The organism is Psychromonas sp., from assembly GCF_047632995.1.
In the GTDB taxonomy this organism is placed as follows: Bacteria; Pseudomonadota; Gammaproteobacteria; order Enterobacterales; family Psychromonadaceae; genus Psychromonas.
The window spans coordinates 1-22,268 of record NZ_JBLIEK010000061.1; the positions used below are offsets into that span (position 1 = coordinate 1).

The 22,268-nt window shown below is 41.7% G+C and carries 17 protein-coding genes and 5 tRNA genes; 8 read left to right on the forward strand and 14 right to left on the reverse strand.

Features of this window, described 5'->3' with window-relative positions; translation table 11 throughout:
• The 4 genes from ACJAT7_RS11295 to ACJAT7_RS11310 form a co-directional block, all read right to left on the reverse strand.
• Positions 1–801, reverse strand: an 801-nt coding sequence (locus tag ACJAT7_RS11295; protein WP_415226907.1) for a VWA domain-containing protein, incomplete at its 3' end; no start/stop codon positions are given.
• Positions 794–1,288 carry a DUF4381 domain-containing protein gene (locus tag ACJAT7_RS11300; protein ID WP_415226908.1) on the reverse strand — a complete coding sequence of 165 codons (495 nt, stop codon included), beginning with the start codon at positions 1,286–1,288 and terminating at the stop codon, positions 794–796. The genes ACJAT7_RS11300 and ACJAT7_RS11295, both read right to left, overlap by 8 nt.
• The gene (locus tag ACJAT7_RS11305; protein WP_415226909.1) at positions 1,275–2,216 is read right to left on the reverse strand and encodes a DUF58 domain-containing protein; all 942 of its coding nucleotides are present in this window, start codon (positions 2,214–2,216) and stop codon (positions 1,275–1,277) included. The genes ACJAT7_RS11300 and ACJAT7_RS11305 overlap by 14 nt, the downstream gene beginning before the upstream one ends.
• Positions 2,216–3,175: an AAA family ATPase gene (locus ACJAT7_RS11310; RefSeq protein ID WP_415226910.1), complete on the reverse strand. Its 960-nt coding sequence runs from the start codon at positions 3,173–3,175 to the stop codon at positions 2,216–2,218. The genes ACJAT7_RS11305 and ACJAT7_RS11310 overlap by 1 nt, the downstream gene beginning before the upstream one ends.
• 230 nt (positions 3,176–3,405) lie before the next feature.
• Here ACJAT7_RS11310 and ACJAT7_RS11315 point away from each other — a divergent pair, with 230 nt between their 5' ends.
• The 4 genes from ACJAT7_RS11315 to ACJAT7_RS11330 all read left to right on the forward strand — a co-directional run bounded on the left by ACJAT7_RS11315 (position 3,406) and on the right by ACJAT7_RS11330 (position 8,003).
• Positions 3,406–3,546: a TIGR02808 family protein gene (locus tag ACJAT7_RS11315; protein WP_415226911.1), complete on the forward strand. Its 141-nt coding sequence runs from the start codon at positions 3,406–3,408 to the stop codon at positions 3,544–3,546.
• A 160-nt stretch (positions 3,547–3,706) separates the two neighbouring features.
• The gene (sixA, locus tag ACJAT7_RS11320) at positions 3,707–4,195 is read left to right on the forward strand and encodes a phosphohistidine phosphatase SixA (protein ID WP_415226912.1); all 489 of its coding nucleotides are present in this window, start codon (positions 3,707–3,709) and stop codon (positions 4,193–4,195) included.
• Between the two features lie 422 nt (positions 4,196–4,617).
• The gene (locus ACJAT7_RS11325) at positions 4,618–6,726 is read left to right on the forward strand and encodes an alpha-amylase family glycosyl hydrolase (RefSeq protein WP_415226913.1); all 2,109 of its coding nucleotides are present in this window, start codon (positions 4,618–4,620) and stop codon (positions 6,724–6,726) included.
• A gap of 200 nt (positions 6,727–6,926) precedes the next feature.
• Positions 6,927–8,003, forward strand: a complete 1,077-nt coding sequence (locus ACJAT7_RS11330; protein WP_415226914.1) for an endonuclease/exonuclease/phosphatase family protein — start codon at positions 6,927–6,929, stop codon at positions 8,001–8,003.
• 51 nt (positions 8,004–8,054) lie between these two features.
• Here ACJAT7_RS11330 and ACJAT7_RS11335 read toward each other — a convergent pair whose 3' ends face one another.
• From ACJAT7_RS11335 to ACJAT7_RS11345, 3 genes are all read right to left on the reverse strand, one after another.
• Positions 8,055–8,624 carry a YceI family protein gene (locus tag ACJAT7_RS11335; RefSeq protein ID WP_415226915.1) on the reverse strand — a complete coding sequence of 190 codons (570 nt, stop codon included), beginning with the start codon at positions 8,622–8,624 and terminating at the stop codon, positions 8,055–8,057.
• Positions 8,625–8,634: 10 nt separating this feature from the next.
• A complete protein-coding gene (locus ACJAT7_RS11340; protein ID WP_415226916.1) occupies positions 8,635–9,177 on the reverse strand; it encodes a cytochrome b in 543 nt (180 codons plus the stop codon).
• A 213-nt stretch (positions 9,178–9,390) separates the two neighbouring features.
• The gene (locus tag ACJAT7_RS11345; RefSeq protein ID WP_415226917.1) at positions 9,391–10,032 is read right to left on the reverse strand and encodes a glutathione S-transferase; all 642 of its coding nucleotides are present in this window, start codon (positions 10,030–10,032) and stop codon (positions 9,391–9,393) included.
• Positions 10,033–10,160: 128 nt separating this feature from the next.
• Here ACJAT7_RS11345 and ACJAT7_RS11350 point away from each other — a divergent pair, with 128 nt between their 5' ends.
• Together ACJAT7_RS11350 and ACJAT7_RS11355 are read left to right on the forward strand one after the other, a co-directional pair.
• Positions 10,161–11,270 (forward strand): GGDEF domain-containing protein, encoded by a 1,110-nt coding sequence (locus ACJAT7_RS11350; protein ID WP_415226918.1) that lies wholly within the window; start codon positions 10,161–10,163, stop codon positions 11,268–11,270.
• A gap of 272 nt (positions 11,271–11,542) precedes the next feature.
• A complete protein-coding gene (locus tag ACJAT7_RS11355; RefSeq protein ID WP_415226919.1) occupies positions 11,543–13,069 on the forward strand; it encodes an alanine/glycine:cation symporter family protein in 1,527 nt (508 codons plus the stop codon).
• Positions 13,070–13,124: 55 nt separating this feature from the next.
• On the opposite strand, the gene ACJAT7_RS11360 is transcribed toward ACJAT7_RS11355, so the two are convergent.
• From ACJAT7_RS11360 to ACJAT7_RS11390, 7 genes are all read right to left on the reverse strand, one after another.
• Positions 13,125–14,012, reverse strand: coding sequence for a chemotaxis protein (locus ACJAT7_RS11360; RefSeq protein ID WP_415226920.1), 888 nt, complete (start codon positions 14,010–14,012; stop codon positions 13,125–13,127).
• Between the two features lie 113 nt (positions 14,013–14,125).
• Positions 14,126–14,935 (reverse strand): class I SAM-dependent methyltransferase, encoded by an 810-nt coding sequence (locus ACJAT7_RS11365; protein WP_415226921.1) that lies wholly within the window; start codon positions 14,933–14,935, stop codon positions 14,126–14,128.
• A 233-nt stretch (positions 14,936–15,168) separates the two neighbouring features.
• A tRNA-Leu gene (locus tag ACJAT7_RS11370) sits at positions 15,169–15,253 on the reverse strand.
• Positions 15,254–15,260: 7 nt separating this feature from the next.
• Positions 15,261–15,335 (reverse strand) — tRNA-Gln (locus ACJAT7_RS11375).
• A 156-nt stretch (positions 15,336–15,491) separates the two neighbouring features.
• A tRNA-Gln gene (locus ACJAT7_RS11380) sits at positions 15,492–15,566 on the reverse strand.
• Between the two features lie 150 nt (positions 15,567–15,716).
• Positions 15,717–15,801 (reverse strand) — tRNA-Leu (locus ACJAT7_RS11385).
• Between the two features lie 134 nt (positions 15,802–15,935).
• Positions 15,936–16,012 (reverse strand) — tRNA-Met (locus ACJAT7_RS11390).
• 384 nt (positions 16,013–16,396) lie between these two features.
• On the opposite strand from ACJAT7_RS11390, the gene sbcD reads away from it, so the two are divergent.
• Positions 16,397–17,611 carry an exonuclease subunit SbcD gene (sbcD, locus tag ACJAT7_RS11395; RefSeq protein WP_415226922.1) on the forward strand — a complete coding sequence of 405 codons (1,215 nt, stop codon included), beginning with the start codon at positions 16,397–16,399 and terminating at the stop codon, positions 17,609–17,611.
• Positions 17,608–21,321, forward strand: a complete 3,714-nt coding sequence (locus ACJAT7_RS11400; RefSeq protein ID WP_415226923.1) for an AAA family ATPase — start codon at positions 17,608–17,610, stop codon at positions 21,319–21,321. The genes sbcD and ACJAT7_RS11400 overlap by 4 nt, the downstream gene beginning before the upstream one ends.
• Positions 21,322–22,268: the final 947 nt, after the last annotated feature.

The window sequence follows — 22,268 nt, forward strand, 5'->3', positions numbered from 1 at the left end:
TCTAAAATATTGTCCTCCGGTGAGCTTGGCAATTTCAGTTAAGGTTTTTTCATCAAGATCTGCCGATGGGTTAATACGCTGACGTCCAAACAGCGTACGTTTCACCATCTCGTCTGCACCGATACCTATGGTATAGATAGTAATATTGTTTTTGGCTGCTTGTTTGGCCGCCATTATTGGTTTGATGGTACCGGCTGTATTGGCGCCATCGGTAATTAAAATCATCACGCGTTGTTCATTTTTATTTTCTACAAAGCGTTTAATGGCCATGGCTATCGATTCGCCAATCGCAGTGCGATTGCCGACCAAGCCAATCTCAGTTTCATCGACCATCTGGCTAATGGTTTTAAGATCAAAGGTCAATGGCGTTTGCAGATAAGCATGATCTGCAAATAAAATCAGCCCGAGCCTGTCTCCATGACGTTTGCCGATAAATGTTTTTAAGAGATCTTTAACTAAGGTTAGGCGATCTACTGTCTTGCCGTTTAACGGCATATCGACTTCCTGCATACTGCCGGAGAGATCCAGTGATAAAACCATATCGCGGCTTTGCTGCTGCAGGCGGATAGGCTCGCCAAACCAGATAGGTTTCGCTAGGGCACTTAATAGTAATAGCCAAGCCAGCCACGGGATAAGCGCGATCAACGGACTCTTTTGTAACTGTGATTGCTGGCCAGTTAAGCCTCGCGCCAAGGGGATCCAAACTTGTGTATAATCACGCTTTTTTGCGCGTAAAAAATAGCGTACCGCCAGTGGCAGGGGCAGTAGCAGAAACACCCATAAATAAACAAATTCAAACATTATTTTTACACTCTTTTTGCTGTTTTTTTATTTGCTGAGGCAGTTTTTTTATCCATATCTTAACCTGTTCAAAATCATCACTAGCGCAGCTTTGATCGCGGTTATTATAAAGGCGCTGCAGAAATAGCGGTTTGCTCCCAAAAAGGGGGCGCTCTGAATAGGTATGCAGGAAATCAAACCACTGCTCGCCGTGCAGTGATGCCACCTGTTGACGCGGGAAATATAATAGGGCTACACCTTTAACAAGCTTATTTAACGCGATAAAATCAGCACCCTCATCTTTGAGTTGTTGCAGTTTAGATAACGCCATCTGGTATTTTTGGCGCTCGGATTTTACTCGCTTATAAAGGTAGATAGCGCCTGTAATCAATACTATAGAGATTATCAATAACAACCAATAGAGTGGGGCGGGTGGCCAGAAGCTGGGGGCACTTGGCGTGATAATATCGTGAAGTTGTGCGAGCGGATTTTGATTATTGAGCGGCATGAAACTGCTCCATTAATGAGATAGATGCCGACAGTTGATAGAGCGGAATCCCCTGTTTGGTAAATATGCTGTGCACTTTTTCCTGACGCTCACAGGCCGCCTCTTGGTATTGCTGCAGGGCGTCCTTTTGTTTGATAAAACCGCTGCCATAGAGACTATTTATTTTCAGACTTGCCTGCTGCGCATCTTTTGGTAAAACGCTCTCCAAGGGATCATTGATTAACCAGGCATTGATCTGATTATGTCGGCGCATCTGATTGATCAATTTTTGGCAATTGTCATCGAGCTGTGAAAAATCACTGATTAAATGAATTTGACAGCCGGTTTGTACTAAACGTGAAAGTCGTTTCAGTTGCATCAATAATGGCTGCGCACTGGTCTCTGATTTAAAAGGGCGCGCGTTGCACAAACGTTCACTGTGATGCAGAAAAGTCATTAACCCTTTGCTTCTGCCTGTGGGTTTTAGCTCCGCGACCTCTTGCTGGTTAAATACAATTCCGCCCAAACGGTCATTACGCTGTTTCGCTTGCCAACTCAGCAGCGCAGCCAGATGACAGGCCTGTACAGATTTAAATACGAACTGACTGCCAAAAATCATACTGTCGGACAGATCTAATAAAATAAAAACCGGGCGCTCTTTCTCCTCCTGGAACAGTTTGGTATGCGCCTTGCCAGTTCGAGCGGTGACCGCCCAATCAATAGTACGTATATCATCACCCGATTGATAACGGCGGACTTCGGCAAATTCCATACCGCGGCCCTTGATTTTTGCCAGGTAATTACCAGATAGTTGCCGATAGGCGGCACTGGCAATTGGCTGCAGACGCAGCTTTGCCTGCTGCTTATAACTGAGCAGTTCAGAGAGACTAACATCAACTCCCGTAAGGTAAGGGCTGTTAGCAAATAGTGCTGGTTTAGTGGTATTCATTAAGCTGGAATCGCTACCTGATTGATAATCTCTTTAATAACACGATTTGCATTAATACCTTGCGCCTCTGCTTCATAACTTAAAATCAGTCGATGCCGTAAAACCGGATAGAGATTTCGAATAATATCATCTGGCATCACGTAATCACGGTTATCAAGCCAAGCGCGTGCCTTTGCTGTGCGCATCAAGGCCAATGTTGCGCGAGGGCTGGCACCGTAACTTATCCACTCTTTTAACTGCACGCCATAACGTTCGGGTTGACGTGTCGCGATAATCAGATCAATTAAATACTGCTCTAGATGCGGCGCAATATTAATGGTCATTATCTCTTTGCGGATAGCAAATATCTGCTCATTGAGTAATGGCGTTATCTCGGCAACGGTCTCTTTTAAAATCTCTTTATGATTGAGTCTTAAAATTTCTTTTTCGGTCGCGGCATCCGGATAGTCTAATTCAAGGTGCATAATAAAGCGGTCTAATTGCGCCTCGGGTAGCGGATAAGTGCCTTCCTGCTCAATGGGATTCTGTGTCGCCATCACTAAAAACAGCTCAGGTAACTGATAGGTTTTTTTACCGACGGTAATTTGATGCTCTGCCATCGCCTCTAATAATGCCGATTGTACTTTAGCGGGCGCTCGGTTTATTTCATCAGCAAGAATCAAATTATGAAATAGCGGACCTTTTTCAAAAATAAATTCGCCGGTTTCTTGGCGAAAAATATCGGTACCTGTTAAATCGGAAGGTAATAGATCGGGAGTAAATTGAATGCGATGAAAATCTCCTTCAATACCTTCTGATAACGCGTTGATTGCGCGGGTTTTAGCAAGCCCTGGTGGACCTTCAACAAGAATGTGACCATCAGCAAGTAGCGCAATTAATAAACCATCGACCAGTTCACTTTGTCCTAAAATCATTTTGTTAAGGTAAATCCTTAACGCGTCAAGTTGTTTTTTTGCCATGTTTATCATCTGCTTAAATTAAGATAAGAAAAAATATACTGCCATTAACAGTCAACTTCAAGATAAAAAAGTTCCATTAAGCGCGGTAAAATAATCGTAATTAACGCGCTAACAAATACTCCGGATGAGTACTCGCGCGATGGAAATATTGTTTTTATGATTTTGCACATGTTTTTTTCTCTGTTTCTACGTATCATTAACATTGATTTAACTTAAATAGAGGGATCAACATGAGCGCATTAGAGTCGATCATTTGGCATATTCTTGGCTATCTCGCCATGCCAACTATTTTTATTGCAGGTTTTACTGCTGTATTTTTGGTGGCGATTGTTATTTTGAAATTTCTTGGCGAAACACCCGTCGAGGAATAATCACAGTTTTATAAAGTAAAGTCAAAGCACTAGTAGATAAAGTAATATACTGATAGCCTCTATACCTAAGCCATCTGAATATGCAGTAATCAGCATTTGCAGATAGTTTGGGTATATAGGTTTAGGTCTTAGTGGCGTTTTTATGGTGCGAGGAAAAAATATGCAGATTTATATTATGCGTCACGGGCAGGCTGAGATGAAAGCGCCCTCTGATGCAGAGCGAGCACTAACCTTTCTCGGTCGTTGTGAATCAGAAATAATGGCCACTTATTTAGCTAATCAAAACATTTGCTTTGATGCTGTGTTGGTAAGCCCATATTTACGTGCCCAGCAAACATGGGAGTCGGTGCGACCATTTTTCCCTGAAATAACCAATGTTCAAACCATTAAATTTTTAACGCCAAGTGGCAGTGCACGTAAATCAGTTAATGAGATTTTAGCGCTGCAAGCATCTGGGGTAAAAAACCTACTTATTGTTTCACATCTGCCGTTAGTCGGTTACATAGTCGGGGAGTTGGTTCCTGCTGCAGGTGTGCCTGCATTTGCGACCTCTTCTGTTGGTCATGTGGAACTCGATGACGCAGGTTTCGGTTATCTACACAGTTTAACCTCTGTTTCGCAAATAAATGAGTTAATAAATTTAGATTAAAGCGCTAAAAATCGATGGAGAATTACGCCGTTAACTGCGCTATTATCTATCGGTTAACATATAGAAAACAATAAACTGACCAGGAATTTTCCCTTTTTTATCCTAATTACCTCTTATGCTTAGTGAAAATTCCACATTTATTACATTAAGCGCTACGGTTTTATTTATATTACAGGCGCTGTTAAGCCTATCCTTACTCTTCTGAAATAAGCAGATTATTCGTCTTTCATGTCGAAAATTATAAAATAGTCTGCAGATATTTATCTTCCTTTAACCCACTGCTTTTTTGTAAGCGCTTCCTATATTCACTTTTGTAAAGTGGATCTACTTTTGCAACAATATTTTCTCTATTTTTCAGCTTCTTTACGGCAAGTATGGTTAAATCTGCGTAGTCGATTTATTAATTTTAACAAGGACGTAATATGAAACATCCATTTTCAAAAATTTCGCTGGCATTGACGCTGGCTTTAACCTTGTCTGCTTGTGGCGGAGGCGGTGGTGATACAGTAGTTGTCCCAGTCAGTAAAAATATCAGTATTGATATCACCCAAGCGAGTACTGCACAAGAGGATAGACTAGCCTGTTATCACGGTGATGCAGCGGTGGATAAAACCTGTGGACTTATAACCTATCAGATTATGGTGGAATCTTTTGTTGATGGCGACAGCAATATTGGCTACGGCACAGGTTATGGAACCAGTCATCATGAAGGTGATCTGCAGGGGATTATTGACTCGCTTGATTATATTAAAGGGTTGGGCGTCAACGCTATTTGGCTAACCCCCATTTTTCAATCAACCGTAAAAGCGGGTCAAACGGAGTGGGTCGACCGTTTGGATGCAACTGGTTATTTTACCAGCGATTACTTTAACATTGATACCAAATTTGGTGACATGGATAAAGCGAGAGAATTAGTTAATGCAGCTCACGCAAAAGGGTTATATGTATTTTTTGATGGCGTATTTGGTCACCATAAAGGTAATGTCGCAGCCTCGCCTAACGGGCTGACACCTACTAATTACATAGATCAAGGTGGCGTCGGCTTTGAATCTGAGTATCCGAAAGATTTAGCCTTTTATAAAGAGGTTGCGAGTTATTGGATCAATGAACTTAAAATTGATGGCTGGCGTTTAGATCAGGCATACCAGGTGCCAGTTGCGCAGTGGGCTGAACTACGTCAAACGGTGGAAACTGCTTCTGCCAATGTAACTTACACAGATGCAAACGGTAACACGGTAAATCCACTGGGGTATATGGTGGCGGAGATTTGGAGCGGTCAAAATGAGATTGCTGCACAAGGTTATGGCAGCAACAGCGCGCCAGCATTGCCTTCTGCGTTTGACTTCCCGATGCGTTACAGTATGGTGCAGACTTTTGCAGTGGAAGAGAGTGGAACGGGTAACCGCCCTGCATCAACGTTAAATAGTGGATTTGCGACTCACCTTGCTTATCCCGATCAGGCTATGCCTAACCTAATGCTAGGTAACCATGACTTGGTCCGCTTTGGTGATCTGCTGCAGCGTGGTGACATTAGCGAGCCAACTGAGAGTGAGTACTGGTCAAGACATAAAGGTGCCTTTAGCTTTATGGCTGCTTATTCCGGTCCAATTACACTTTATTATGGTGAAGAGATTGGTGATGAAGTAGCTAATTTTGCTGACCGTTTGGAGCCTTGTGCAGGTGATACCGGTCAATGTGATGATCATGTCGCACGCAGTAGTGCGAAAATAGAAGGGGTCACGGAGGTTACATTAAACAGCAATCAAGAAGATCTTAAAAGTTATCTCAGCGCTTTGATGACAGCGCGAAATGCTAACCCTGCACTATATAATGGTGCGCGTACGCATATCTACTCTGATACTGATATTTATATTGATCGTAAAGATACAACAGAGAACCATATTCTCTATCTGCTAAATGCAAAAAACAACACAGTCACATTATCGCTTACTGAAACTGCCATTGGTAGTAATGGTACATTGACGGATCTGCAGACTGATGTCGTTACGAATATTGCGGGTGATGTTTACACTCTGACCTTAGCACCATTTGAATCTTTATTGCTCAACATAGACTCGCCAACCGCAGAAGGCCCACAAACCGCTCCTGCAGGACCTATTACTGGCGACGGGTTTATGGCTGCTTGTGATAATCCCGATTCCAACGAGACAGCTCCACTGGCAAGTACTATGTATATTCGCGGTAATTATGAAGGCGGGAATAATTTTGCAGACACACCCGTATTACGTCAGTTTAGTTACAAAGGGCTGAACACTTATCAGGTTGTGGTAAATGAGGGAAATGTTGCCTCTTATGGCTTTAAATTTGCTAATGAGTTGTGGACAGATCAGTTCGCTGTCACAGGTGGCGCGGCAGTGATCCTTGGTCAGGAGCAAACCGCTGCGGTTGCTGCTGGAGAAGGAACTGAATCTCCTATCGCTATTCCAGAAGCAGGGGATTACGTATTTAGCTTCAGCGTCAATAATGACGGTTCACCTAATAAGCTAATGGTGAGTAAATGTGCTGAGTAATCTTAAGTAGATCATTTAAGCGCACTCAAAAATGGAGAGTCAGTAAAATGGCTCTCCATTTTTATTTGCTAAAAACCGTTGTGACATGCTTCGCTCCCACCCCCTATCACTGTCGTTAATCTTCTCAAAGCCGGATCCGCATAACAACTACCAATAGATTCAGTTATAATCCACTACTCACTCTCATCCGGGAAAATAAATTGCCAGTAAATAAGCTATCTGATTATGAAAACGTGCAAAGTTCAAATGAGTTTGTGACCCATTCTCAGCTCAAAATCGCTACCTTCAATCTCTTTAATTACCTTGAACCGCCGTTTGCTTATTATGATTTTGAGCGTATTTACAGTGCCCCCCAGTGGGCGAAGAAACAGCGCTGGATTGGTGATTACCTCGACGAATTCCAGCCCGATGTGATTGGCTTTCAGGAGGTGTTTAGTCCTGAGTCATTACGTGAACTGGTCCTACTGCATGGCTATCACTATTTTGCTGTGGTAGATAAACCTGAAATAGTGGATGATTTTATCTGCAAAAGCCCCGTGGTGGCGATTGCCTCACGTTATCCGATTAAAGAGGTTCAAGCGCTAAAAGCGGATAGTTCTCTGGCCGTAGCGATGGGTTTAACGGATGATTTCTCTTTTAGCCGGAAAGTGCTGCGGGCGACGGTGGAGTTACCGCATATCGGAGATTGTGATTGTTACGTGGTTCATTTTAAATCCAAACGACCTCTGTTTGATTTTGATAATCGTGCTGATTTATCAGCAGAAAAAAACATTATAGAGAAACTTAAGGCGCAAGTGTCTGGTGGTTGGGGGGCGACAATTCAACGCGGCTCAGAAGCGGCTCTGTTACTCGTTAATATGATAGCTCGCCGCGAGAAATCAGGACTGCCGATGATCTTGATGGGCGATTTTAATAATACGTTATCTGATGGTGTCTTAACGCATCTCATTACAGACTCATTACGCTTTACTTCAAAATTTGAGTGTGACGCCTTTCTTGCTAAATATTGCCTAAAAGATTCATGGGATCTGCTCCAAGCGACCGATAATGACAGCAAGCAGATAACACGTAAACCAACCCATTATTTCGGGGCTACAAGCTCGGTGCTTGATTATATCCTCCTGTCTAATGAGTTTGATGCGTGTTGCCAGTCAAGCCTCTTTGAATTAAGTGAATACCACACTTATGACAGGCATCTGATTAACCCTATCTTTGATCGCGATGGTGAAAGTACGGATCATGGCATTGTCTTAATAACAGTAAGATTACGCTCATAATCTTAAAACAGGGCCCCTTTTAAAGTTAAGGGAACCCTTGAGTCGATAAAATTACAAACGCACGCCTTCAACGTTTAATTGCATATCAACATAACTAGCAGGCCCCATTACGGTAATGGCAAAGTCTTCTAGCTGTAGACGTGTCGTGCCTTCAAAACCCGCGCGGTATCCGCCCCAGGGATCTTTACCTTCACCGATAAAGTTGGCATCAATAGTGATTATTTTGGTGACGCCATGCAGTGTTAAATTACCTGTAATAGCCAAACCACCGTTTTCTTTTTTGGTTACTTTTGTACTGCTAAATTGCGCCGTTGAAAATTTACTAGCATTGATAAAATCGCTGCTTTTTATATGTTTATCGCGCTCTGCATGGTTTGAATCCAGGCTAGTCGTATCAACATTTACCGTCACTGACGATGCTTCAATATTTTTGGGATCAAAGCTAAATTTACCGTTAAAATTATTAAATCGACCTTGAATAAAACTGTAACCCAAGTGACTCACTTTGAAGTTAATTGAAGCATGTGCGCCCTTAGTATCAATATTGTAATCGGCAGCGTTGGCAAACGTCGGTACCAGTATTGCAGCGCTTAGCAGTGCTGTTGAAAGTAATTTTTTCATTAATAAATTCCTATTGTTGTTTAATCCGAAGCATTTTATTTAAGGTGCTGTCTTTGTTAATAAAGTGGTGTTTTAAAGCGGCAAGCGCATGAACCACTGCTAAAGTGATTAATGTAACTGCAAGGTAGTAATGGATAACGCCGGCAATATCCTCCTGGTTTTCAAAAAAAGAACCAAAACCGGGTACTGATAACCAATTAAACAGTTCGATACTTCGTCCGTCTGCAGTGGAAATCATATAGCCAGAAATAAAGATGCACAGCAATAAAAGGTAGAGACTAAAATGCGCTATTTTAGCGCCTTGTACTTCCCATTTTTCCCCCTCAATGTCGGGAGCCGCGGTTAGCTGTTTCCAGATAATGCGAAACAGGGTCAGTGCAAACAAACACAGGCCGATAGATTTGTGCCAGTAAGGGGCTAGGTTATACCACTCACTATAATAGGTAAGATCAACCATCCACAACCCTAATGCAAATAACGCAATGATCAGCAGGGCGGAAGCCCAATGCAGGAGTTTAGCGGTGCGATTATATTGCTTAACAGCTTCTGGCATTTAAAGTTCCTTTTCATATTGGCAAAAACTGATTGATGAATACAAATACATTGTAGATAACATTTTTAATAAACCAATAGACAGAAAATGAATGGTTTGTTCAAATATTTTGATGTTTTAAAGGGGATTGGAGGTGAATAAAGGCTAGGTTTTAGTTTCGCTCAAATTACTGGAGAGGCATTTCCAGTAATTTGAGTCTAGTCAGGTGTTTCTTTACTGCTCTTCAGGGAAGGTGATTTGCTGTTTAGATTCAAGCCAAGCTGGATATTCTTGCATAACAGATTTGAACAGTGGGCCGTCGATAAAAGCGCTTAACCAATTTTTGAGATGAGGAAAGTCACTTTGTGCAAACCAGACATTATCAACCGCGGCAAACTGACGTATAAAGGGGAATATCGCGACATCAGCAAGACCTATTTTTTGGCCAAATAGATAAGTGTTAAAGGTGAGTCTCTCTTCGAGTTTAAATAAAAAATCTTCTGCTTGTTCTCGGTAATAATCTGCTGTTTGTTCTAAAAAACGATCCGCATATTTGTATTTGTCGAGCCAATGTTTAAATTCAAAATCATTTTCGTCAATCAAACTTAACATCTCCGTTAAGCTCCCCTGTAACCAGCCATCAGGATCAGAGCATTCCAGCGCCCAGGCCATAATATCTAAACTTTCATCAAGTACAGTGCCATCTGCTAACTGTAAAACGGGCACCGTGCCCTTGGCAGATAACGCAAGCATCGCCTCCGGTTTTATTTTTAAGCTGATTTCTCGTAGTAGAACACTCTGCTGACTATAGGCTATCGCTAAACGCGCACGTATCGCATAAGGGCAGCGCCGGAATGAATAAAGTATATGACTCATAAATTGATCCTAAATAGGTATTTTATCTAAAATAACGCCTCTCGTCAGGGTTAGCAAGTTTTGTGCTTCTGTTTACCTATTAACCATGGTTATAATCAAATTAACTGAAATTTATATTAGGGAAAATGATGTCGTCGTTTCGTTGGGACACCTATTTTGTAACCGGGATTGAAAATGTTGATAAGCAACATTTTTATCTTGTGGGGTTAATAAATAAATTTGCAGATTTACTGGCACAAAATGAATTGCAATTCGATGATATTGAAAGCGTATTTCAAGAGTTAAAGGAATATACCGTTTATCATTTTCGAGCTGAAGAAAAAATGATGGAGGATGTGGGGATTGATCCGCGGTTTTACAATCAACATATTACCGCCCATTTAGATTTTTTATTCGAAGTGACATATATGCACGATCAAATGTCAGCCAAAAATATAACGCTAGCAAGACAGCTTTTAGACTTTTTAATACACTGGTTGGTTTATCATATTTTGGGAATGGACCAAAATATGGCAAGGCAAGTTGAAGCAATCAAGAAGGGCTGCACTGCAGATCAGGCCTACCAAGCAGAAAGAACTGAAATTGATAGTGCGACGGAAGCGTTATTAAGTGCCTTAAGTGGTCTGTTTTCTCAAGTATCTGAGCGTAATAAAGAGTTGCTTGAATTAAATCAAACACTCGAATTAAAAGTGCAGCAACGCACTCAAGCGCTACTAGAAGCCAATCAAGAGCTTGAACAACTCGCAATAACCGATGTGTTGACTCTCTTACCGAATCGCCGTTACGGGATGGATCACTTGTCTGCATTATGGGAAAAATCCGAGCAGGAAAACACGGCACTTTCTTGTTTAATGATCGATATCGACCATTTTAAAGCGGTCAATGACACTTATGGCCATGATGCGGGTGATAAAGTCTTATTTGAACTTAGCCAGCAACTGCAGCAAACGCTGCGTACTGACGATATTGTGTGCCGTTTGGGTGGTGATGAATTTTTAGTTATTTGCGAAAAGACCGATTTTGCCGGTGCCATGCATCTTGCACGTTTATTGTGTGATGCCTTGGCACAGCTTAAAGTGGATCTTGGGCAATCGACTTGGCTGGGCAGTGTCAGTATTGGCGTAGCGACTAAACAAAATAATATGGAGTATATAAAACAGTTAATTAAAATGGCAGATCAAGGGGTGTATTTAGCAAAACAGGCAGGCAAAGGCTGCGTTAAAAGCATACAGGCCTAACTCATTGGCTCTCACCTCGGGCAACTCTAGCTGCACGACTTAGCTCTTCTTAACAGCTTGCTGCCCGTTACTGCTGCTAAACAGTGTGCACTAGTGTAATTTGGCAATGGCTCTTTGCTTTGATTAAGCTTCGGTGCTATTTTTCTTGCCTATTAATAAAATCAATCGCTGGCAATAAAGTCAATCACTGGAAAATGCGGGTCTGCAGCTGAGTTATTTTGCTTAATTACGCGTTGCAGGTGCTGCTACATAACAAATAAAGGAAGAATACTTTGCAAGGAATAGTGGATTTTTTAAATGGAATTATTTGGAGTCCTGCGCTTATTTATTTGTGCTTAGCCGCTGGCCTTTTTTATTCAATTCAAACACGTTTTGTACAAGTGCGTTTATTTCGTGAAATGTACCAATTACTACTTTCAGGTAAAACATCTGCGCACGGTATCTCCTCTTTTCAAGCACTGGCCGTTTCATTATCGGGTCGTGTCGGTACCGGTAATATCGCAGGTGTTGCTGCGGCTATCGGTTTTGGTGGCCCGGGTGCCGTGTTTTGGATGTGGCTTGTTGCATTTTTAGGCGCTTCGACAGCATATGTAGAGTCGACACTTGCACAAATTTATAAAGAAGTTGATCACGGGCAATATCGTGGTGGACCCGCTTATTATATTGAAAAAGTAACGGGGCAAAAATGGTATGCCATTATATTTGCACTTGCGACGATTCTTGCCTGTGGTCTGCTACTGCCGGGAGTACAGTCAAACAGTATTGGTAATGCATTTGAGTTAACTTTTGGCAGTGGAGAGATGATCAATACGGGAATAGGCATGATCGGCTCAACTAAAATTGCCACTGCATCAATGATTGTTTTAATCTTAGGCTTTATCATTTTTGGCGGCGTGAAACGTATTGCAACTTTTACCCAGTTTGTAGTGCCCTTTATGGCATTAGCTTACATCATAGTCGCCTGCGTTATTATTGCCGTTAACATTAGCGAGCTACCGCGTGTTTTTGCCATGATTATGGGCGATGCCTTTACGCCAATGGCGGGAATAGGGGCTGCGATTGGTTGGGGAGTGAAGCGTGGTGTGTACTCTAACGAAGCGGGACAAGGGACAGGCCCGCATGCGGCCGCCGCTGCAGAAGTTGAACACCCTGCGCAGCAAGGTTTAGTGCAGGCATTCTCCGTTTATATTGATACGTTATTTGTTTGCAGCGCGACCGCATTTGTTATTTTAATTACGGGCGCTTATAACGTCCATGGTATTGGCGAGACTTTTCTGATTCAAAATGTAGCGGCTGATATCGCCGCTAACAGTCCTGCTTATACACAGATAGCAGTTGAAAGGGTTCTACCCGGCACCGGTAAGCCCTTTATTGCAATGGCGTTATTCTTCTTCGCGTTTACTACGATTTTGGCATATTACTATATCGCAGAAACCAACGTTGCTTACCTTCGCCGCACGCTAAAAATACCCAACTTTACTTTCCTTTTAAAAATAGTGTTAATGCTAGCTACATTTTATGGCACGATCAAAACTGCCAACCTTGCCTGGGGGCTTGGAGATGTCGGCGTTGGTTTAATGGCCTGGTTAAATATTATCGGTTTATTGCTTATCTTCTTTATGGGCAAACCGGCAATTAAAGCATTAAAAGATTACGAACTGCAGCGTAAAGCACGCAAAGAGGTTTATACGTTTGATCCGATTAAATTAGAGATTAAAAATGCTACTTTTTGGGAAAACAAACATAAAGTAAATAATATTGATGTTGAGGACGATGAGCAGAATTTTGTTATAAAATAGCGTCTTATTGCGGATTAAACGCCACGTTAAATGTGGCGTTTTTATTGTGTCTGTATTATTGCTGGCGTTTTTCAGCACCTTTGAGCATTGCATTAACCAGTGCTTGTGCCTCAAATTTTGTTAGCGCATCGTCCGCCCCAACTTGGTTCGCTCGATCCACGCTCATTTCACTGGAAAGCGAGGTATGCAGAATAATATAAGCTTGAGCAATTTCAGGTGCGCTGCGTACTTCAAAAGTGAGTTCATAACCATCTAACCCCGGCATCTCAATATCACTGACCAGAATGTCAATTGGATTATCTTTTGCAGCGTACTCTTTCATTGCAGCCAGTGCATCATTGCCGTTTTTGCAAACTTTAAAAGGGACGTCGATATTCGTTAGTGCATTCTCTAATTGTCTGCGGGCGACGGCTGAGTCATCAACCAATAGAATATGCGAATTTTGTAGTAAGCCTTTCTGCACCCCATTAATTTCAACTGCATTATCATCTTCATCTGGAAATATCTCAGAAAGTAATAACTCAATATCTAATAGCTGGATAAGCGTATCTTCAAAATAGGTGATGCCCGTAATGTAGGTTCTACTGCCTAATGATTTTGGGGGGGGCTCGATATTCTTCCAGTTGCATTCGATAATGCGCTCAATTTTTCTAACTAAAAATCCGACATGCATGCGGCTACAGTCTGTAATTATGATCACACAATCACGTTTTTCTGCTTCGCTTATTGGCGGGTAGCCAACAGCCGCCGCCATATCGATAATGGTTAATGTTTGCCCGCGAATGGAAGCAGCGCCAAGTACATTGCCTTCAGAATTTGGGATTTTAGTGAGGTGTTGATAGGGAATGATCTCTTGAATTTTCAATGTGCCCAGCGCAAAAATTTGTAACTGAGATAATTTAAAAAGTAATAATCCTTGCGATTGGCTGGATGTTGATGACATACAAAAATCCTCTCTTTTTTAATCTCTAGAATTATAGAATAACATGTTGAAAAATGGTGATAAATTACTAATAATTTTTTATGGGCATTGGGCGCTAATCACCAGATCAATATTTAATTCTGATTGAACTGCTGTGGGTTATCTCTTATATCGGTCGCCCAGAGCCTTTCAAGCGCCATCATTTGCAAATGTTTTTTCGAGTGATTATGCTCGATACGATCAACGTCTGTTGAAAAGGGGCCTGCGCGACAAGCAGTGCAATAATCAGCTCCTTGAAACTGCGCTGCTGTCAGTCTACCTGAAATCGCATGATTTTGCTGGCGGCTCCACACATAAGTTACCCCTTTGGTATCTTTAACATGTTTATCGCGATCAACATTACGAATTTTATATCCTGGAAACATTTTCAGAGCAAAAGGTATTGACCCTAAATAATTAATATCTGTTTGTAAATTAAGTGAATTTTCAATATTCCACTGGCGATAAGGTTTCACATCTTTGGAGGTGATAAAACATAACTGCTGACCATTTGGATCAAGAAAATGGTTAAATGAATTAATTAAAAAATCACGTAATAAACGGCGATTAAGGGTATTGATATTAATATTGGCACAGCGATTTTGATACTCAGAAAAAGAGCCGAAAGCAGGCAATAATGGGAATTGAAAGATCACCACATCAAAGCTGTTTTTTGCTAAACCAGTCCAGGAATTTGCATTACAGACATCAAATTCAAACAAAACAGGGGTGTTTTTCATTTTAAGCTGCTGGTAAAACAGATCCCCATATTTATCAATCATGGTGGCTAATGAATCATAAACAGTTGCTGTTAATGCTGCTGGCTGGTGGTTTAATAGCGCATTTGAAAACGATAAATCCCCATCTCCTACAGTTAAAATACGCCACTGTTTTTTAATAATCATGCGGTTAACTCTGTAAAGTAAATTGACTCGGGTAATTTAACATTTTATGGCCAGTATTATAATTAATTTAATTATTCTGTAACGGAAAGTGAGTCAACTAGATGGCCATTAAGTTGCTGTTTAAATCTATTCAGGGAGAGGCTGCGCCTAAATATAGTGCATCTTTTATTTTATGACAGGCATAAAAAAACCAGCAAAAGCTGGTTAGTTTATTTCTTTACCTAAGTAAAGAATGGTGCGGAAAGAGAGACTTGAACTCTCACACCCTAAGATACTAGAACCTAAATCTAGCGCGTCTACCAATTCCGCCACTTCCGCATCAATGTGGCTGGGATAAGAGGATTTGAACCTCTGAATGCCGAGATCAAAACCCGGTGCCTTACCGCTTGGCGATATCCCAGTTGTTATTTTAAAGAGATTACTTCTCTTTCAGGCCGTCATTCAGAATGCCGAGATCGTGATTAACACTCTCAGTGCATTACCGTTTGGCGATATCCCAGTTGTTAAGTTTAGACTTCTTCAAGTTTTCTAATTCGTTTACACGAATCAGATAATGTGGCTGGGATAAGAGGATTTGAACCTCTGAATGCCGAGATCAAAACCCGGTGCCTTACCGCTTGGCGATATCCCAATTGTTATTTTAAAGAGATTTTTTCTCTGATTGGACGTCATTCAGTATGCCGAGATCGTAATTAACGTTCAGTGCTTACCGCTTGGCGATATTCCAATTGTTGTTTTTAAGAGTTGACTCTCTTTGTTAATTCTTTATCTAAATAAAGAATGGTGCGGAATGAGAGACTTGAACTCTCACATCCTTCGATACTAGAACCTAAATCTAGCGCGTCTACCAATTCCGCCAATTCCGCACAGTAGCTTTAAAGTAAATTTTATTTACTCTTTTTACTTGTAAGTAAATGGTGGCTAAACCGAGATTTAAGTGGGGCACCATATTGTTAGTGACCTGCTTTCTCTTTATTTACTCTTTTTACTTGTAAGTAAATGGTGGCTAAACCGAGATTTGAACTTGGGACCCCATCATTATGAGTGATGTGCTCTAACCAGCTGAGCTATTTAGCCATTCTTTACTTTCATCGCAACATTTCCTGTTAAACAGTCATCGTTTCGATGGGCCGCATTATGCGGATATCGGTGATGTGCGTCAACTAATTTTTGTTAAAAAAAGTTATTTTTCTTTCTTTTGCCTATTTGCTAAGCAAGTTGATTTTATTTTAGACAAACATCAAGGTTTATTTAGTAACTTACTATTTTTCTTGCTTAAGTCGTTAGCTGTTATTGAATTCAACGAGACGATAACGTGCGCTATTTACCAGAGAGCTTTTATTAAATTTATCAACAGCGCAGCTCTATCTGTATAAACATTGGTAATTTTTCGCCGATTAGCAGTTTTATATCCGTTAAAAAGATAAACTGGACAACTTATATAGTTTGACGGGCGTTTAAATGAAAATTTTACATACTTCTGATTGGCATCTTGGCCAATATTTTATGATGAAAACCAGAGAATCAGAGCATTTGTCTTTTTTAAACTGGTTAGTTGAAGTGGTAAATAAGCAGCAAATAGATGCATTAATCGTTGCCGGCGACATTTTTGATAGCGCATCGCCCCCTTCCTATGCGCGCAAGCTATACAGCGATTTTATTGTCAGGTTACAAAAAAGCTGCTGCCGTCAGATCATTATCCTTGCCGGGAATCATGACAGTGTGGCCGTGCTCAATGAAAACAAAGATCTATTAAAAGCATTAGATGTTTCTGTGTTAGCCGGATTAAGTGACGATTTATCTGACCACGTTATTGCGCTTAAGGATGATCAGCAAAAGACACTGGCGTTAGTTTGCGCGCTGCCTTTTTTACGTGCCGCGGATGTGATGAAAAGTGTTCAGGGCAGTTCAGCCTCTGATAAACAGATCTCTCTGCAGCAGGGCATAGCGGACACCTACCAATCTATTTTCGAACTGGCTAATGCGCAGTGTAAGGAGCAAACCCTCCCTATTATTGCAACCGGGCATCTGACTGCGGTGGGCTGCAGTGTGTCTGACTCTGTGCGTGAAATTTATATCGGCACACTGACCGCTTTCCCCTGTGCGCTCTTTCCTGCTTTTAATTATATTGCCCTGGGGCATATCCACCGGGCGCAAAAAGTACAAAAAAACGACCATATTCGTTATAGCGGCAGTCCGATAGCATTGAGTTTTGATGAAACCAAGCAGCAGAAAAACATTAATATTATTGAGTTTGATAAAAAAAATTCCTTAACCGTTAATGAGATGGTGATTCCCGTTTTTCAGAAGATGCAGGTTATCAGTGGCGATCTAGATTCTGTGACTGAGCAGTTACAGCTGCTTAAAAAAGAGTTAGACGGTGAAAGTGCCTGGATAGAGGTAAAGTTGAAGCAGGCTTTTTATCTTTCCGATGTACATGCGTTATTGAATGAACAGGTGCAGGAAAGCGAAATAGAAATTTTAAAAATCAGCAGTCCGACTATTAATGAAAATAACCAGTATCAGGCAGCAGATAAATCAACGCTGGATAATTTAACCCCGGCGGATCTGTTTCAGCATCGTTTACAGATTGAAGAGAGCTACAGTGACCAGCAGAGGGAACAGTTAACTATGCTGTTTGCCGAAGTCTGCTCTGAAGTGGAGCATAAATCATGAAAATTCTTTCTTTACGCTTTAAAAACCTAAATTCATTAAAAGGCCATTGGAAAATTGATTTTCAGGATGCTGATTTTTTAGAAAACGGTCTGTTTGTTATTACCGGACAGACCGGTGCAGGTAAAAGCACCATTTTAGATGCGATCTGTTTAGCCTTGTATCAGCAGACTCCGCGACTGGACAGGATCACCCAAAGTAAAAATGAATTGATGACCCGCGGTACGAGTGAGTGTTTGGCAGAAGTGGAATTTAGCGTCAAGGGTAAAGGTTACCGTGTTTTCTGGGAGCAAAAAAGGGCCCGAAAAAGTGCTGCCGGGAAACTGCAGGCACCTATCTGTGAATTAAGCGCCATAGAAGGCGACGTACTTTGCACTAAAAGCAGCGAAGTCTTAAAGCAGGTTATTGAGCTTACCGGACTCGATTTTTCCCGCTTTACAAAATCTATGCTGCTTGCGCAGGGCGGTTTTGCCGCGTTTTTAAACGCCAATACTAAAGATCGCGCAGAACTGTTAGAAGAGTTAACCGGGACTGAAATTTATTGTGAAATCGCTAAGCACGTGTTTGAACGCAATAAACAGGCTCAGGCGGAATTAGATTTATTAATCAAAAAAGCAGATGTATTAGAAGTACTCTCAGAAGAGCAGGTTGAAGCGTTAAATGAGCAGATTGTGCTGCTTGCCGCCGATAAACAGAGTGTACAAACAGTATTAAAAGATATTGAAGGCGCTTTATTGTGGTTGAAAACCGCACAAACATTAAAAGAACAGGTAGAACTGCAATTAGCGCTGTTAAAAAATGCACAACAGTCTGTCGCTGATTTTAAAGACAAACAGCAGCAAATTGAACTTGCACAGCAGGCTAAACTGCTTGAGCCGCCTTACCAGAGTCAGCTATTAAACGATCAGAAGATTAAAGCTGGCGAGACGTTAATCGTTGCCAGTGAACAAAAAAATCAGATATTAGAAACGCAGTTAATAGCAAGCAAATACCGGGTTGAAAGTCTAACTGAAGCGCAGAAGTCACTGCAAGAGAGCCATGCGGTTCGGCAGAAACAGCTCAATGAACGTCTCGTGCCTTTAGATTTGGCGATAGAGCAGTTAACCGGGCTATGCAGTGAACAAAAATTGGCAGTTGAAAAACAGACAAAAACAGCAGTTGCAGCAAAGCAGACGTTGGATACTTTATTAGTTAAACAAAATAGTGACAATTTGGCCTTAAAAACCGTAAATGAGGTGTTACAGAAGCAGCAGAGTGCGCATCAGCTTCAGGAAAGTTTGCCGCTCATTGAGCAGCAGTTTTCTTTATATATTAAGCAGCAGTCGCAGTTAAAAGAGTCTATGTCTGGCAGTACTGAGCTGCAGAAAAGACAAAGTGTGCTGCACAATAAACTGCTGGATGTCCATAAGCAGATAAAGCTTAGTGCACAAGCGCTGCATGCAAAGCAGTTGCTCCTGCAACAGCACCAGCAGCACAGAGAGTCATTATTGGACAGCGGTCAATTTAGCAGCACTACGCAACTCAATACGCTGCTGACAGAGCTATTTGATCAACAGTCTCAAAACCAGCAGGCTTTATCGTTAACAAAGCAGCTCGATGATACAAGTGCAAGATTAGCTGCGTTGCACAAAAAAAGTGCTGAACTAGAGCAAAACATTAAAGGTAATGAGCAGGCATTAATAGTCAGTGAGCAGGGAGGGCTGGAGTGTAAAAGTGCGCTACTTGCTCTGCAAAAGTTGTTAAAACAAGAGCAGGTTATTTCTCAATTGGGTGATTTGAAAAAACTGTTACAGGAAGAGCAGCCTTGTCCGTTATGCGGATCTATTGAACACCCTTCTGTAAGTGATTACCAGCCTTTGGATCTACCGGAAACGCAAATAGCCCTATCGCTGCAAGAGCAGCGCCTAGATATTATCAGAGAGCAGTATTCAGATCTTAAAAATCAGATAAAAACAGATACCAAGTTGCTCGCTGAACAGCGTATTCAGGCAGCGGATCTTAATCAGCTGTTGGCTACACAGCTCAGTGAATGGGAAAAGAGTCCTTATTTATCTGATTTTACCTATCAGCAGAGCAGTTTTGCGGATTTATCTGCGTTAACACAGCGCTTAGGCGAGAAACGTTTTAATATTGAGAATCTGCAAAAACAAGTTCAACAGCTCGATGCCCAACTTCCCGATTTACAACAGGCTGTACAGGCGCTAACTCAAAAAGCCAATGATCATGAAAGGTTATTACTGCAGCTTGATAACGAGCATGCTGTTGCAGACAATGAAGGGCAGCGTTTAGCCAAAGAGCAGCAGGCGCTTTTATCACAACTTGAAGAAAATCAGCAGTACATCCGCCAGCAGCTACCTGATGAGTTATTAAACAAGCAGGCTGAAGTAGATAAATTATTTAACAGTCCAGCATCATGGATTGAAAATCAGAAAAGTTTAATTCTTTTGTATAAGTCGCAACAGACACAAAGCATTACCCTGCAAAGCCTCGTCGATAAACAAGCTCATGAAATAGCACTGCAGGAGCAGCAGTATGCACAGCAGAAAAGTGTATTACAGCAGCTGCAGACATTATGGCAATCTAATCAGTCGCAGTTAGCTCAACAGCTGCAACATCGAGCAGATGAATTCGGTAGTCAAAGCCAAGCGCATATTCGCCAGCAGCTTGAATCTGAAAAAAATGAACTGTCGGGTCAGCTGGAGCTTGCTATGGCTGAACTGCACAATGTGCAGGGGCAATCTGCGCGTTTATCCGGACAGCTTACCGAACAGAAAAATTATCTGGCAGAACTACAAAATAACCAGCAGACATTATGGACTGTTTTCGAAAAACAGTTAATCGCCAGTCCTTTTATTGATCAGACTCACTTCATTAACTCCCGATTGCCGGAAGAGTCGTTGCAGGCGTTGCTTGTGCAGCAAAAGCAGTTGGATGAACAGTTACTCACAGAGAAAACCCGTTTAAGTTCGGCGCAACAGAGCCTTGAAAAACATCTCGCATTAAGTGTCAGTGAACAAGAGCAAAGCGTATTAGAAAATGAGCTTTCTGTGAACAGGGCGAAGTCTGAAATTATCGGTGAACAGCTGGTGGAGAAAAAAGGCAAACTGCAGGCGGACGTTCGTTTAAAAGCGCAGCAGCAGGCACTGCTGGATGAACAGGTGAAACAAAAAGAGAGTGCGCAGCAGTGGGCGATGCTCAATAAACTGATCGGCTCAGCAGACGGCAGCAAATTCAGAACCTTCGCGCAGGGGGTAACCTTGGATAATCTGGTTTATCTGGCTAATAAAGAGATGGCAGATTTACATCAGCGTTATCAGCTGCAGCGCAATATTGATGAACCCTTAGCACTGCAGGTGATTGATTTATGGCAGGCTAATGCGCTGCGGGATGTAAAAACTCTGTCCGGCGGGGAAAGCTTCTTAGTGAGTTTAGGCTTGGCTTTGGCGCTTTCCAATTTAGTCAGTCATAAGACGCAGATAGAGTCGCTTTTTTTAGATGAAGGATTTGGCACCTTAGATGCTAACACCTTAGAGATCGCCTTAGATGCGCTGGAAAGGTTAAATGCAACCGGTAAACTGATTGGCGTGATTTCTCATGTCGAGGCGCTTAAAGAGCGCATCAATAAACAGATTCATGTCAGTAAAGGCAGCGGGGCAGGTTATAGTCAGTTGGATAAGCAGTATCAGTTCATTGAAAAAGTTAATTCAATGTAGGGCTTTCCTTCGATAAATATATGCTGATCGTCATGCTCGAGATGTTTTAATCGAGAATATTAATGAGTTTGTAACATAGGTGATTTGCAGGATTGCCTTGCATGGTAATCCTGATAGTCGTATCTGTTATTTATAAGCTTTCGCTTGTGAGCTTTGGTGTAACTTTCATTGTTGGTATTCCGCCCTTGACGGCGTGTAGACGATGAGAAACCGAAACGCAGTTTCGCAGTTCGAGGGAGTCATGCTTCTCAACAGCAAGAGAAATAAGGTAAAGAGAGTTTTGTTCGTGACACTATGCTCGCGCATAACTCACAGTGCCGTTCCGAACGTTTTTTTATTCTTGTCTGCTCAATAACTTTTTAACGCACCGGCTTGGACAGCACATCCATGTGCTGGGCCAAGCCTAATGAAATCTAGGCAGAGCCTTCTCATTAACCTAAACTGTCGTTTAATTCACTCCCTGATTTCCTTTGCTAAAGTCATTTCCCAACCAAGAAAAACGTAAACGGAAAGTAAGACACTAGCCGAATTGATTTGGTTTATTTATAAAAAGGTTTGGCTGTCCCGTCTTTTTGCTCATATTTTTTATTCTTATATCAAAAAAACACCTGATTACTCACATGATTCAAACATAAATTAGGAGTCACCGTCAGATACCGCATATCTATACCCGAACTGCCGGTTCAGAGTTTCGCCCGGATCTTCGATCAAGGCATAACATGCGGAGCTTGTGTGGGATTAACTGCGTTAATCCTCTATCGGTAGGTGTAAATGCAAACATTTTACACCTTTAATAGTTATTCCCTTTTCAAATATTACAACGCAGTGCTAGCTTTCGGGCAATACGCATCAAACTTAATGTCGCCATTCAAAGACAGCGTAACACCCTGATTTAAAATAGCTTTTATATTTCAGAGTGATACCTGTCTGCATATGGCTACACATTG

Excerpts from the sequence above, each read along its gene's own strand:
- ACJAT7_RS11300 (WP_415226908.1), bottom strand. The coding sequence starts at position 1,288 with ATGCCGCTCAATAATCAAAATCCGCTCGCACAACTTCACGATATTATC.
- ACJAT7_RS11365 (WP_415226921.1), bottom strand. The coding sequence starts at position 14,935 with ATGATTATTAAAAAACAGTGGCGTATTTTAACTGTAGGAGATGGGGAT.
- ACJAT7_RS11345 (WP_415226917.1), bottom strand. The coding sequence starts at position 10,032 with ATGAGTCATATACTTTATTCATTCCGGCGCTGCCCTTATGCGATACGT.
- ACJAT7_RS11400 (WP_415226923.1), top strand. The coding sequence starts at position 17,608 with ATGAAAATTCTTTCTTTACGCTTTAAAAACCTAAATTCATTAAAAGGC.
- ACJAT7_RS11350 (WP_415226918.1), top strand. The coding sequence starts at position 10,161 with ATGTCGTCGTTTCGTTGGGACACCTATTTTGTAACCGGGATTGAAAAT.
- ACJAT7_RS11305 (WP_415226909.1), bottom strand. The coding sequence starts at position 2,216 with ATGAATACCACTAAACCAGCACTATTTGCTAACAGCCCTTACCTTACG.
- ACJAT7_RS11335 (WP_415226915.1), bottom strand. The coding sequence starts at position 8,624 with ATGAAAAAATTACTTTCAACAGCACTGCTAAGCGCTGCAATACTGGTA.
- ACJAT7_RS11340 (WP_415226916.1), bottom strand. The coding sequence starts at position 9,177 with ATGCCAGAAGCTGTTAAGCAATATAATCGCACCGCTAAACTCCTGCAT.
- sbcD (WP_415226922.1), top strand. The coding sequence starts at position 16,397 with ATGAAAATTTTACATACTTCTGATTGGCATCTTGGCCAATATTTTATG.
- sixA (WP_415226912.1), top strand. The coding sequence starts at position 3,707 with ATGCAGATTTATATTATGCGTCACGGGCAGGCTGAGATGAAAGCGCCC.
- ACJAT7_RS11360 (WP_415226920.1), bottom strand. The coding sequence starts at position 14,012 with ATGTCATCAACATCCAGCCAATCGCAAGGATTATTACTTTTTAAATTA.
- ACJAT7_RS11315 (WP_415226911.1), top strand. The coding sequence starts at position 3,406 with ATGAGCGCATTAGAGTCGATCATTTGGCATATTCTTGGCTATCTCGCC.
- ACJAT7_RS11325 (WP_415226913.1), top strand. The coding sequence starts at position 4,618 with ATGAAACATCCATTTTCAAAAATTTCGCTGGCATTGACGCTGGCTTTA.
- ACJAT7_RS11310 (WP_415226910.1), bottom strand. The coding sequence starts at position 3,175 with ATGGCAAAAAAACAACTTGACGCGTTAAGGATTTACCTTAACAAAATG.